This is a genomic window from Kitasatospora sp. P5_F3 (assembly GCF_054049135.1).
This window is the reverse complement of record NZ_JBFUMY010000101.1, coordinates 1-12639: the sequence shown is the minus strand read 5'-3', so window position 1 is coordinate 12639 and position 12639 is coordinate 1. Positions and strand designations below refer to the sequence as shown.

Annotated in this window: 10 protein-coding genes; 9 read left to right on the top strand and 1 reads right to left on the bottom strand. The window is 70.0% G+C overall.

Features of this window, described 5'->3' with window-relative positions; translation table 11 throughout:
* A partial coding sequence (locus ACXJMZ_RS33850) for a polyamine ABC transporter substrate-binding protein (RefSeq protein ID WP_457033849.1) occupies positions 1-882 on the top strand: 882 nt, incomplete at its 5' end.
* 161 nt (positions 883-1043) lie between these two features.
* On the opposite strand, the gene ACXJMZ_RS33845 is transcribed toward ACXJMZ_RS33850, so the two are convergent.
* Complete coding sequence (locus ACXJMZ_RS33845; RefSeq protein WP_457033850.1) at positions 1044-2705, bottom strand: PucR family transcriptional regulator; 1662 nt, start codon at positions 2703-2705, stop codon at positions 1044-1046.
* 322 nt (positions 2706-3027) lie between these two features.
* Here ACXJMZ_RS33845 and ACXJMZ_RS33840 point away from each other — a divergent pair, with 322 nt between their 5' ends.
* The 8 genes from ACXJMZ_RS33840 to ACXJMZ_RS33805 all read left to right on the top strand — a co-directional run bounded on the left by ACXJMZ_RS33840 (position 3028) and on the right by ACXJMZ_RS33805 (position 12610).
* Positions 3028-4542: a gamma-aminobutyraldehyde dehydrogenase gene (locus ACXJMZ_RS33840; RefSeq protein WP_457033848.1), complete on the top strand. Its 1515-nt coding sequence runs from the start codon at positions 3028-3030 to the stop codon at positions 4540-4542.
* Positions 4543-4588: 46 nt separating this feature from the next.
* Positions 4589-5839 carry an extracellular solute-binding protein gene (locus tag ACXJMZ_RS33835; protein WP_457033847.1) on the top strand — a complete coding sequence of 417 codons (1251 nt, stop codon included), beginning with the start codon at positions 4589-4591 and terminating at the stop codon, positions 5837-5839.
* A 53-nt stretch (positions 5840-5892) separates the two neighbouring features.
* Positions 5893-7038 carry an ABC transporter ATP-binding protein gene (locus ACXJMZ_RS33830; protein WP_457033846.1) on the top strand — a complete coding sequence of 382 codons (1146 nt, stop codon included), beginning with the start codon at positions 5893-5895 and terminating at the stop codon, positions 7036-7038.
* A complete protein-coding gene (locus ACXJMZ_RS33825; protein ID WP_457033845.1) occupies positions 7035-7958 on the top strand; it encodes an ABC transporter permease in 924 nt (307 codons plus the stop codon). Before ACXJMZ_RS33830 ends, ACXJMZ_RS33825 begins: the two co-directional genes overlap by 4 nt.
* Positions 7958-8761 carry an ABC transporter permease gene (locus ACXJMZ_RS33820; protein ID WP_457033844.1) on the top strand — a complete coding sequence of 268 codons (804 nt, stop codon included), beginning with the start codon at positions 7958-7960 and terminating at the stop codon, positions 8759-8761. Before ACXJMZ_RS33825 ends, ACXJMZ_RS33820 begins: the two co-directional genes overlap by 1 nt.
* 55 nt (positions 8762-8816) lie before the next feature.
* A complete protein-coding gene (locus ACXJMZ_RS33815) occupies positions 8817-10211 on the top strand; it encodes an NAD(P)/FAD-dependent oxidoreductase (protein ID WP_457033843.1) in 1395 nt (464 codons plus the stop codon).
* Between the two features lie 137 nt (positions 10212-10348).
* Positions 10349-10804: a hypothetical protein gene (locus ACXJMZ_RS33810; protein WP_457033842.1), complete on the top strand. Its 456-nt coding sequence runs from the start codon at positions 10349-10351 to the stop codon at positions 10802-10804.
* Positions 10805-11086: 282 nt separating this feature from the next.
* Positions 11087-12610 carry a CoA-acylating methylmalonate-semialdehyde dehydrogenase gene (locus ACXJMZ_RS33805; RefSeq protein ID WP_457033841.1) on the top strand — a complete coding sequence of 508 codons (1524 nt, stop codon included), beginning with the start codon at positions 11087-11089 and terminating at the stop codon, positions 12608-12610.
* Positions 12611-12639 lie beyond the last annotated feature (29 nt).

Genomic DNA, 12639 nt, shown 5'->3' with positions numbered 1-12639 from the left:
ATCAGCCCGGTGCTGGCCCAGGGCGGCGACCCGGGCCGTGACCTGATGGTGGTCAGCGACTGGATGGCCGGACGGTACGTGGCACTCGGCTGGGTGCAGCAGTTCGACGCGGCGAACATGCCGAACGTCGCCAGGTACCTCGACCCGCAGCTGGCCTCGCCGGCCTTCGACCCGGGGCGTCGGCACAGCGTGCCGTGGCAGTCCGGGATCACCGGCATCGCGTACAACCGGAAGGCGCTCGGGCGGGAGCTACGGTCGACGGCCGACCTGTGGGCGCCCGACCTCAAGGGGCGGGTCACGCTGTTCGCCGGGATGGACGAGGCGCTCGGGCTGCTGATGCTGGCTCAGGGTGCGGATGTCTCGAAGTTCACCGCTGACGACGCGCACAAGGCGATGGCGCAGGTGCAGAAGCTGGTGGACACCAGGCACATCCGGCGTTTCACCGGCAACGACTACACCAGCGACCTGGCCTCGGGTGCGGCGGTCGCCTGCCAGGCGTACTCCGGCGACGCGATCCAGCTCAAGGCGGAGAACCCGGACATCGAGTTCGTGGTGCCCGAGGAGGGTGGCGAGCTGTGGGCGGAGAGCCTGATGGTGCCGAACCGGGCCGCGCACAAGCAGAACGCCGAGCTCCTGATCGACTACTACTACCAGCCCGAGGTGGCAGCCGAGTTGGCGGCGGCCGTGCAGTACATCTGCCCGGTGCCGGCGGCGCGGGACGTGCTGGCGAACAGTGACGATGCGGAGACCGCCGCGCTGGCGGAGGAGGCGCTGATGTTTCCGACCGACGAGATGCGGGCGCGGCTGCACGCCATGCGGGACGTCACCGCTGCGGAACGGCCGGACTTCCACCGCATCTGGGGCAAAGTCGCCGGCGTCTGACACCGGGGCCCGAGCATCTACGGTCCGGGGGCTCGGGGAACTGCGAGGAGATCTGGCGTTCGGGTCACCGCGAAAGTACCTGACCACCTAGGCGACGATCACCTTGCAAGGGTCGGCGTCGCAGTTCCCCGAGCCCCTGTCTTCCGAAGCGTGTGCCTCGACTACCTGCGAACTGCGTCCAGGGCGAGCAGGGCGACGTGCAGGGAGAGGCAGGACTCGACCTGGTCGAGGTCGACGGCGAGGATGCGTTCGACCTTGTGCAGGCGGTCGTAGAAGGAGGGGCGGGAGAGGTGGGCGGCGTCGGCGGCCGCCGACTTGTTGCGGCCCTGTTCGAGGTAGATCCGCAGGAGCTGGACCAACTGGCCGCCGTGCTCGGCGTCGTACGCCAGCAGGGGGCCCAGCTCGCGTTCGACGTAGGTCTGCAGGCGGGCGTCGTCGCGCAGCAGGTGGAGCAGGCCGCGCAGCCGGACGTCGGGCAGGCGGTAGTACGAGGCGGCCCGGCCGCCGGGGGAGTCGTGCAGGGCGGCGTCGGCGACCTGGGTGGCCTCCAGCAGGGTGCGGCGGGCGTCGCGGACCGAGCCGACCGAGGAGCCGACCGCGATCACCGGCTCGAACACGGGCTGCGCTGACGCACCGTCCCGCGCCCCGTCCGCGACCAGCTTGCGCAGTGCTGCGGCGAAGCCTTCGAGTGCGGTGTGCTCGTCCTGCTGCGAGCCGAGCGCGATCAGGACGCCTACGCCCTCGTCGTCGAGGGCGCCGACCAGGGCGGAGAGCCGGCAGCTGCGGATCGCGGTGGCGGCGAGCTCGGTGAAGTCGCGCAGCCGGGCCTGGGCCTCCAGGGCGGCGGGGATCGGGCCGCGTCGCTGCCGGAGCACCACGCCGACCAGGCGGCGGCTGTCCAGCGGTACGCCCAGGGCGGTGGCCCGCAGGGCGACCTCACTGACCGTCAGGGCGTGGGTGAGGATGCCGGAGAGCAGGGTGCGGTGGGTCTGCCGCTCCAGGCTCTCCCGGTCGCGGACCACCAGCCGGTTGAGGGCGAGGGTGGCTGCGCCGCGTTCCAGCAGCATGGCGTGCGGGTGCGGGGTGCCGTCGGGCAGCGGGCGGGGGTCGTCGACCAGGATCAGCCGTCCCCAGTCCTGGCCACGGGCGCCGACGGCGGTGACCAGCCAGCCGCTGCGCGGGTCGTAGCCCGTCCGGCCCGGCGGGCGGACCCCGCGCGAGCGGCGCTCCCAGCCCTCCAGCAGTTCGGTCTCGGGGCGGCCGGCCGTCTCGTGTGCGAGCACCTGGTGGGCGAGGTTCTCCAGCACCACCGGGGCACCGGCCATCCGGGCCACCTGGCGGACCACCTCGGCCGGCTCGGCTCCCTCGACGGCGAGCTCGTTGAAGACCTGGTGGACGGCTTCGGAGATCCGCAGCTGCTCCAGCTGGGCGTTCACCACCAGCGCGTGCACAGCCTCGGTGACCGCGACGAAGCGCAGCTCGCGGCGGAGCGCGATCAGCGGCAGTCCGCGCTGTTCGGCGGCGTGCACCAGGGCGCGCGGCAGGCTGTCGAAGTAGCGGCGGCCGAACTCGACCACCAGACCGGCGGCGCCGATGTCGGCCAGCTCGCGGACGTACCTGGCCAGTCCCTCGCGGTCCTCGGGCAGGGCGATGCCGGTGGTCAGCACCAGTTCGCCGCCCTGCAGCATGCCCGCCACGTCGGGGAGTTCGCTGACGTGCACCCAGCGGACCGGACGTTCCAGGTGTTCGGCGCCGGCCACCACCTGGGGCAGACCACGTCGCATCACGTCGAGGTCGAGCACGCGGGCGACGGTGGGGAGCACGGGAGGACCTTCCATGGGCAGCAGGGTGTCAGGTGAATCATGCATCGACCAGACGACCTGTTGCCTTTCCACCCTGTAAGGCCCTTGCGGCCGAGGCTGTCGGAGTGACCCTTGTCACCCCGAGGAGTGAGCAGGCATCGTCAGCGGGTCGGCAGTACCGGCCCGGACCACGGGCCGTGGGATGAATACGGTGTTGACCCCGAAATCCGTCGCGTAATGAGAACGCAACAGCGGAATCCCTTGTAGGGGCAACCCCCGGGTGTCACGATCGCCGGACCCCGAGGATCCCTGGCCGACTCACCGGGCACCCTGGAGGAACCTGATGGACCTGACCGACTTCAGCGCAGGCGCGCAGTACATCGCGGGCCGGCTGACCGAGGGCACCGGTACGGAGCCCTTCCAGGTCGTCAACCCGGCCGACGGCAGCGTCGTCCAGCACGTCACGCTCGCCTCGACCGGCGACGTGGACACCGCCGTGGCGGCCGCGAAGGCCGCACTGCCCGCCTGGTCCTCGGCCACCCCCGGCGCCCGCTCGGAGGCGCTGCTCAAGCTGGCCGCCGTGCTGGCCGAGCACGCCGAGGACTTCGCCCGGGTGGAGACCGCGCAGACCGGCAAGCCGATCAAGCTCTCCACCGAGTTCGACGTGCCGGGCACGGTCGACAACACCTCGTTCTTCGCCGGGGCCGCCCGCAACCTGGAGGGCAAGGCCGCGGGGGAGTACTCCGGTGACCACACCTCGTACGTCCGCCGCGAGGCGATCGGCGTGGTCGGCTCGATCTCGCCCTGGAACTACCCGCTCCAGATGGCCGCCTGGAAGATCCTCCCGGCGATCGCGGCGGGCAACACCATCGTGCTCAAGCCCGCCGAGCTGACCCCGCTCACCTCGCTGATGTTCGCCCGGGCCTGCACCGAGGCGGGCATCCCGGACGGTGTGGTCAACGTGCTCACCGGCGCCGGGCGCGGCGCGGGCGAGCACCTGGTCTCGCACCCGGACGTCGCGATGGTCTCCTTCACCGGCTCGACCCCGGTCGGCAAGCGGGTCGCCGAGCTCGCCACCGCGAGTGTCAAGCGCACCCACCTGGAGCTCGGCGGCAAGGCCCCGTTCGTGGTCTTCGACGACGCCGACCTGGACGCCGCCGTGCACGGCGCGGTCGCCGCCTCGCTGATCAACGGCGGCCAGGACTGCACCGCCGCCACCCGCGCCTACGTGCAGCGCCCGCTGTACGACGCGTTCGTGGCGGGGGTCGCCGAGCTGTACGGTCAGGTCCGGATCGGCCACCCGCTGAACCCCGCCACCGACCTCGGCCCGCTGGTCTCGTACACCCACCGGGACCGGGTGGCCGGCTTCGTCGMGCGGGCCCGCTCGTACGCCACCGTGGTGACGGGTGGTCAGGCTCTGGGCCTGGGCCACGACGGCACCGACCTCACCCCCGGTGCGTACTACCTCCCGACCCTGATCACCGGAGCCGCTCAGGACAGCGAGGTGGTGCAGGGCGAGATCTTCGGCCCGGTACTGGTCGTGCTGCCCTTCGACTCCGACGAGGAGGGCCTGCGGCTGGCCAACGACACCCCCTACGGTCTGGCCGCCTCCGCGTGGACCCAGAACGTGCACCGCTCGCTGCGCGCAACGCGGGAGATCCAAGCCGGCTGTGTCTGGGTCAACGACCACATCCCGATCATCAGCGAGATGCCGCACGGCGGCTACAAGGCCTCCGGCTACGGCAAGGACATGTCCCAGTACTCGATGGACGAGTACACCCAGCTCAAGCACGTCATGTTCGACACCACTGCGGTGGCCAGGAAGGACTGGCACCGCACGGTCTTCGGAGACAGATAACCCCCGTCTGCTCCGCCACCTTCTTCCCCCGAAGGGTGTCCCCAGCATGGAGTTCAACGAGATCGCCGACGGCATGTCAGCCCCCGTCCGCAAGGCGTGGGCGCGCAGTCTGACCAACGGCCGGGCCGCGATGTCACGGCGGATGCTGTTGCAGGCCACCGCCCTGATGGCAGGTACGGGCACCCTCGCGGCCTGCGGTATACCCGCGGCCAAGTCCGGCTCCGAGGAGAGCGCGCCGGCCGCCGGGCCGGACAGCTCGGACACCGACAAGACGCTCAACTTCTCCAACTGGCCGCTCTACATCGACGTGGACGCGAAGGACGAGACCAAGCGCCCCACGCTCGACGCCTTCACCGCCGCCACCGGGGTCAAGGTCAAGTACACCGAGGACATCAACGACAACGTCGAGTTCTTCGGCAAGGTCAAGCCGCAGCTGGCGGCCGGTCAGGACACCGGCCGGGACCTGGTGGTGCTGACCGACTGGATGGCCGGCCGGCTGATCCGGCTCGGCTGGGCCCAGAAGCTGAACCCGGCCAACCTGACCAATGCGCTGACCAACCTGGAGGCCCGCTTCCGGGCCCCCGACTGGGACCCGGGCCGCCAGTACTCCTACCCCTGGACCAGCATCCAGACCGTGATCGCCTACAACAAGAAGGCGACCAAGGGGAAGGAGATCACCAGCGTCGCCCAGCTGCTGGACGACCCGGCGCTGAAGGGGCGGGTCACCTTCCTCTCCGAGATGCGGGACACCATCGGCATGGTGCTGCTCTCGATGGGCAAGGAGCCCGCGAAGTTCACCGCGGACGACTTCGACGCCGCGATCGCCCGGGTGCAGAAGGCCGTGGACAACAAGCAGATCCGCAAGTTCACCGGCAACGACTACGGCCAGGAGCTCTCCTCCGGGGACATCGCGGCCTGCATCGCCTGGGGCGGGGACCTGATCCAGCTCAGGGCCGACAACCCCGACATCGAGTTCGTCATCCCGGCCGAGGGCTACCTCTCCTCCACCGACAACATGCTCGTCCCGGCCAAGGCCCAGCACAAGAAGAACGCCGAACTGCTGATCAACTTCTACTACCAGCACGAGATCGCGGCGCAGCTCACGGCGGGGATCAACTACGTCTCCCCGGTGGCGGGCATGGAACCGGAGCTCGCGAAGATCGCGCCCGAGGTGGCGGAGAACCCGCTGGTGGTTCCCACCCGGGAGATGGCGGCCAAGACCCACCTCTTCCGCAGCCTGACCGAAGCCGAGGAGACCGACTTCGAGGGCAAGTTCTCCAAGTTGATCGGCGCCTGACCCCCACCACGGCTTCTCAAGCCCAGACAGCACCGGACAGAGAGACACCCCCCATGACTGAGCAGCTGCGCGAGGCGGCGACGGCCGGTGGCGACGTACGCCTGACCGGTATAGGCAAGACCTACGGCGCCTTCACTGCCGTCCAACCGCTCGACCTGACCGTGCCGCAGGGCTCCTTCTTCGCCCTGCTCGGCGCCTCCGGCTGCGGCAAGACCACCACGCTGCGGATGATCGCCGGTCTGGAGGAGCCCACCAGCGGCACCGTCCTGATCGGGGGTCAGGACGTCACCGCGCTGCCGCCGTACAAGCGGCCGGTGAACACCGTCTTCCAGAGCTACGCGCTCTTCCCGCACCTGGACATCTTCGAGAACGTCGCCTTCGGCCTCCGCCGCCGGGGGAAGAAGGACGTCAAGAAGCAGGTCGAGGAGATGCTCGAACTGGTCGAGCTGGGCCCGTACGCCCGGCGCAAGCCGCACCAGCTCTCCGGTGGCCAGCAGCAGCGCGTCGCGGTCGCCCGCGCGCTGATCAACCACCCGCAGGTGCTGCTGCTCGACGAGCCGCTCGGCGCCCTCGACCTCAAGCTGCGCCGGCAGATGCAGCTGGAGCTCAAGCGGATCCAGACCGAGGTCGGCATCACCTTCGTGCACGTCACCCACGACCAGGAGGAGGCCATGACCATGGCCGACACCATCGCGGTGATGAACGGCGGCCGGGTCGAGCAGCTCGGCGCCCCCGCCGACCTGTACGAGAACCCGGGCTCCACCTTCGTGGCCAACTTCCTCGGCCAGTCCAACCTGATCCCGGCCGAGGTCACCGGCAGCGCCGACGGCTCGCTGCTGCTGAGCGCGGGCGGTGCACGGCTCGCGATGCCGAAGGCCCGCTGCGCGACCGAGGCTTCGCAGGTGTACCTGGGCGTCCGCCCGGAGAAGATCACCATCGCGGGTGCCGACAGCGTGGTGGCCGAGGGCCGCAACCGGATCACCGGCACCGTGGTCGACTCCAGCTTCATCGGCGTCTCCACCCAGTACGTGGTGCGCGCCGAGACCGGCCAGGAACTCGCGGTCTTCGAGCAGAACATGGACCGCGACACCCGGCTCACCCCCGGCGCCCCGGTCGTCCTGCACTGGAACCCGGCGCACTCCTTCGGCCTGGACGCCGCCCAGGCGATCGACGCCGGCACCGGGGAGGCCGCCGCGTGACCGCGACCGCCGAGGCGGCACCGACCCAGGTGATACCGCCTCAGGAACGGCCGCCGCGCCGCAGGCTGACGCCGTACTGGCTGCTGCTGCCCGGCCTCGCCTGGCTGGTGGTCTTCTTCGTGGTGCCGATGGTCTACCAGGCCTCCACCTCGCTGCAGACCGGTTCGCTGGAGCAGGGCTTCCAGCTGACCTGGCACTTCTCGACGTACTGGGACGCGCTGAGCGAGTACAAGTGGCACTTCGTCCGCTCGTTCGGCTTCTCCGCGATCGCCACCCTGCTCTGCCTGGCGATCGGCTACCCGCTGGCGTACACGATCGCCTTCAAGGCGAGCAAGCGCTGGCGGAACGTCATCCTGATCCTGGTGATCGCACCGTTCTTCACCAGCTTCCTGATCCGCACGCTGGCCTGGAAGACCATCCTGTCGGACAGCGGCCCGGTGGTGGAGACGCTGAACGCGCTGCACCTGCTGAGCCTCACCGACGCGATCGGTCTGACCACCGGTCAGCGGCTGCTGGCCACCCCACTCGCGGTGATCTGCGGCCTGACGTACAACTTCCTGCCGTTCATGATCCTGCCGCTCTACACCTCGCTGGAGCGGATCGACCCCAGGCTGCACGAGGCGGCCGGTGACCTGTACGCGCGGCCGTTCACCACCTTCCGCAAGGTCACCTTCCCGATCTCGCTGCCGGGTGTGGTGGCGGGCACGCTGCTCACCTTCATCCCGGCCTCGGGCGACTACATCAATGCCCAGCTGCTCGGCTCGCCGAGTGAGCAGATGATCGGCAACGCGATCCAGAAGCAGTTCCTGAACGTGCTCGACTACCCGACGGCCGCCGCGCTGAGCTTCATTCTGATGGCCCTGATCCTGGGCATGGTGACGGTCTACATGCGCAAGGCCGGGACGGAGGAACTGGTCTGATGAGCCGAATCGTGAAGTGGGTCCGGGCCCACCTGGTGGTGCTGGCCGGGGTGCTCGCCCTGGCCTACCTGGTGCTGCCCAACCTGGTGGTGCTGGCGTTCTCGTTCAACAAGCCCAACGGCAAGTTCAACTACGAGTGGAACGAGTTCTCCACCGACGCCTGGACCGACCCGTGCGGCGTGGCCGACATGTGCGGCTCGCTCTCGCTCAGCCTGCAGATCGCGGTGCTGGCCACCATCGGCGCCACCGTGCTCGGCACCATGGTCGCCTTCGCGCTGGCCCGCTACCGGTTCCGGGGGAGGGGCGGCGCGACCGGCCTGATCTTCCTGCCGATGGCGATGCCCGAGGTGGTGATGGCCGCCTCGCTCGGCACCCTGTTCCTCAACATGCGGATCCCGTTCGGCTTCACCACGATCCTGATCGCGCACATCATGTTCTGCCTGAGCTTCGTGGTGACGGCGGTCAAGGCCCGCGTGATGAGCATGGACCCGCGGCTGGAGCAGGCAGCCCAGGACCTCTACGCCACCCCCGTACAGACCTTCCTGAAGGTGACCCTGCCGCTCGCCGCCCCCGGCATCGCGGCCGGCGCGCTGCTCAGCTTCGCGCTCTCCTTCGACGACTTCATCATCACCCAGTTCAACTCGGGACCGACCACGGTCACCTTCCCGATGTTCGTCTGGGGCGCCTCGCAGCGCGGCATCCCGGTGCAGGTCAACGTGATCGGCACCGCGATGTTCCTCGCCGCCGTGGTGCTGACGGTGGTCGGCCAGTGGGTCGGCAACCGCCGGAAGGCGCAAGCCTGACATTCTGTTCGTACCAGCTGAAATACCTTCAATCCGTAGAAAGTAGCTGATAGGCATGGACTCCGCCCGTGCGCTCAGTGATGCCCGACCGACCCCCTTCTGGCTGGAGGATCCGGGGCGCCCGGAGGCCCTGCCCGCCCTGGTGGGTGACACCAGGTGCGACCTGCTGGTGGTCGGTGGCGGCTACTCCGGTCTCTGGACCGCACTGATCGCCAAGGAGCGGGACCCCTCGCTGGACGTGGTCCTGATCGAGGGTCACGAGATCGGCTGGGCGGCGTCCGGGCGCAACGGCGGTTTCTGCGCCTCGAGCCTCACCCACGGCTTCGGCAACGGCCTCCAGCGCTGGCCCGGCGAACTGGCCGAGCTGGAGCGCCAGGGCCTGGCCAACCTGAACGAGATCGAGGCCGCGATCAAGCGGTACGGCATCGACTGCGAGTGGGAGCGCACCGGCGAGATCGACATCGCCACCCAGCCACACCAGCTGGCCGAACTGCGCGAGGTGGCCGAGGCGGTCGCCGAGTACGGCGGCGAGCTCACCTTCCTGGACGCCGACCAGCTCCGCGAGAAGGTCGACTCGCCCACCTTCCTGGGCGGCATCTGGGACAAGGAGGGGGTGGCCATGCTGCACCCCGCCAAGCTCGCCTGGGGCCTGCGGGACGCCTGCCTCGCCCAGGGCGTCCGGATCTTCGAGCGCACCAAGGGCCTGGCACTCGCCGAGCAGGGCAGCGGGATGGCGGTCCGTACGCCGTACGGCCGGGTCTTCGCCCGCAAGGTCGCGCTCGGCACCAACGCCTTCCCCTCGCTGGTCAAGCGGGTCCGGCCGTACATCGTCCCGGTGTACGACTACGCCCTGATGACCGAGCCGCTCACCGACGAGCAGCTCGCCTCGATCGGCTGGACCGGACGGCAGGGGCTGAGCGACAGCGCCAACAAGTTCCACTACTTCCGGCTCTCCGCCGACAACCGCATCCTCTGGGGCGGCTACGACACCATCTACCACTTCGGCAGCAAGCTGCGGGCCGAGCACGACCAGCGGCCGGAGACCTTCCGCACGCTGGCGCGGCAGTTCTTCCAGACCTTCCCGCAGCTGGAGGGCGTCCGCTTCACCAACGCGTGGGGCGGGGCGATCGACACCTGCACCCGGTTCTCCGCCTTCTTCGACACCGCCTACAAGGGCAAGGTCGCCTACGCGGCCGGCTTCACCGGCCTCGGCGTCGGTGCCACCCGGTACGGCGCCGAGGTGATGCTCGACCTGCTGGCCGGTGAGCTGACGGAGCGTACGGCGCTGGAGATGGTGCGCAGCAAGCCGCTGCCGTTCCCGCCCGAGCCGGTGCGCTGGGCCGGGATCGAGATGACCAAGTGGTCGCTGGACCGCTCGGACCGGCGTGGCGGGCAGCGCAACCTCTGGCTGCGCACGCTGGACCGGATGGGGCTGGGCTTCGACAGCTGACGCAGCTGTCGGGTGGGGTGGGGCGTTCCGTTGCGACGGGGCGCCCCACCTTTTTGGAGTTTCTGTTCGGCGTTTACGTGTAAGAGACCGGTGCTCCGCCCCTCTCCCTCCTGACAGGTACCCGAGTAGGAGGACCGATGGAGAGCACCCCTGGCGGCCGAGCGGTCAACTGGCTGGCCGCCGCGGCACCCGACCCGCAGGCCTGCCGCACCGAGTGGGAGAGCAGCGGCCGGGGCGTCATGCTGCTCCCGGCCGGGCGGCTCTGGGACGTGCTGCTGGTCCCCGGACCGCTGGGCCACCCGACCTTCGACCTGCTCGCCCGGGGGGCCGGTACCAGGGCTCGCGGTGCCGGGCCGGTGTACGCGGACTTCGCGGACGGGCAGCTCGGCTTCCTGGTGCCGGTCGGCACCGCTGGGCGTTGGGTGGGCACCGGCGTACGGAGTGCGGGCGCCGGCACCTGGGTGGCGCTGCCGCACCCGGCCGGGGCCGCCCGGGGGCTGCGCTGGCTGGCCGCACCGGACGGGTCGGGGCGGCTGACCGATCCGGCGGTGCTGGAGCTGGCCCTGCACGACGCGGCGGCCCGGCTGCTGTGAGGGCGGGGTGGCTTGTGCGGGGTGGTTGGTGCGGGGTGGCTGGTGCCGGGCGGCAGGTGCTGGGGAGCTGGTGCAGAAACGTCCCTGCCGGGAGTGGCTCGGCGACGACCTGTAAGGCTGAATCTCCATTCCCCGTCAGCCTGTTCGTTGAGCCGGGGCCCGCGGGTGAGCAGACTGGAGAACGAGCGCGGTAGCCCGTGATCCCGCCGCCCGGCCGATGCCGGCGGCGCCGTACAGGGACCGTCGGCCGAGGCGCCGAACGGACTTCGGAGGCAGACGACCTTGAGCAAGCACATCACCCACTGGATCGACGGCGCCGCCGTCGCCACCGCCGGCTCCGCCCCGCGGCGCGGCGACATCTTCGACCCCGCCACCGGCCAGGTCACCGGGCAGGTGGACTTCGCCTCGATCGCCGAGGTCGACCAGGCCGTGGCCGCGGCCGCCTCCGCCTTCGGCGAGTGGCGGAACGCCTCGATCGCCAAGCGCACCCAGGTGCTCTTCGCTTTCCGCGAGCTGTTCAACGCCCGCAAGGACGAGCTGGCCTCGATCATCGTCTCCGAGCACGGCAAGGTGCACTCGGACGCCCTCGGCGAGCTGGCCCGCGGCCAGGAGGTCATCGAGTACGCCTGCGGTATCCCGCAGTTGGTGAAGGGCGGCTTCTCCGAGCAGGCCTCCACCGGCATCGACGTCTACTCGATCCGCCAGGCGCTCGGCCCGGTCGCGATCATCTCGCCGTTCAACTTCCCGGCGATGGTGCCGATGTGGTTCTTCCCGATCGCCATCGCGGCCGGGAACACCGTCATCCTCAAGCCCTCCGAGAAGGACCCGTCGGCCGCCAACTTCATGGCTGAGCTGTGGAAGGAGGCCGGCCTCCCGGACGGTGTCTTCAACGTCGTGCACGGTGACAAGGTCGCCGTCGACCGCCTGCTCGAGCACCCCGACATCAAGGCCGTCAGCTTCGTCGGCTCCACCCCGATCGCCCGCTACGTCTACGAGACCGGCACCCGGTACGGCAAGCGCGTGCAGGCCCTCGGCGGCGCCAAGAACCACATGCTGGTGCTGCCGGACGCCGACCTCGACCTGAGCGCCGACGCGGCCATCAACGCCGGCTTCGGCGCGGCCGGCGAGCGCTGCATGGCGATCTCCGTCCTGGTCGCGGTCGACCCGATCGGCGACGAGCTGGTCGAGAAGATCAAGCAGCGGATGGCCACCCTCAAGGTCGGCCCGGGCTGCAACGGTGAGAGCGAGATGGGCCCGCTGGTCACCGGCCAGCACCGCGACAAGGTCACCTCGTACGTCGAGTCCGGCCTCGCCGACGGCGCCGAGCTGGCCGTGGACGGCCGAAAGCACGCGATCACGGGAGAGGACGCCACCGGCACCCCCACGGCCGACGGCTTCTGGCTCGGCCCGACCCTGTTCGACCACGTCAAGCCCGGCATGTCGGTCTACAACGACGAGATCTTCGGCCCCGTGCTGTCGGTCGTCCGGGTCGCCTCCTACCAGGAGGGCCTGGAGCTGATCAACAGCAACCCGTACGGCAACGGCACCGCCATCTTCACCAACGACGGAGGCGCGGCCCGGCGCTTCCAGCACGAGGTGGAGGTCGGCATGATCGGCATCAACGTGCCGATCCCAGTGCCGGTCGCCTACTACTCCTTCGGCGGCTGGAAGGCCTCGCTGTTCGGCGACACGCACGCCTACGGCCCGGACGGCGTCCAGTTCTTCACCCGCGGCAAGGCCGTCACCTCGCGGTGGCTGGACCCGTCGCACGGCGGGATCAACCTCGGGTTCCCGACCAACTCCTGAGCCTCGCCTGATCTGACGGCGGCCCGCAC

What these genes read in the sequence shown, in the direction of transcription:
- ACXJMZ_RS33835 (WP_457033847.1), top strand. Translation starts at nt 4,589, where the DNA reads ATGGAGTTCAACGAGATCGCCGACGGCATGTCAGCCCCCGTCCGCAAG.
- ACXJMZ_RS33830 (WP_457033846.1), top strand. Translation starts at nt 5,893, where the DNA reads ATGACTGAGCAGCTGCGCGAGGCGGCGACGGCCGGTGGCGACGTACGC.
- ACXJMZ_RS33820 (WP_457033844.1), top strand. Translation starts at nt 7,958, where the DNA reads ATGAGCCGAATCGTGAAGTGGGTCCGGGCCCACCTGGTGGTGCTGGCC.
- ACXJMZ_RS33815 (WP_457033843.1), top strand. Translation starts at nt 8,817, where the DNA reads ATGGACTCCGCCCGTGCGCTCAGTGATGCCCGACCGACCCCCTTCTGG.
- ACXJMZ_RS33810 (WP_457033842.1), top strand. Translation starts at nt 10,349, where the DNA reads ATGGAGAGCACCCCTGGCGGCCGAGCGGTCAACTGGCTGGCCGCCGCG.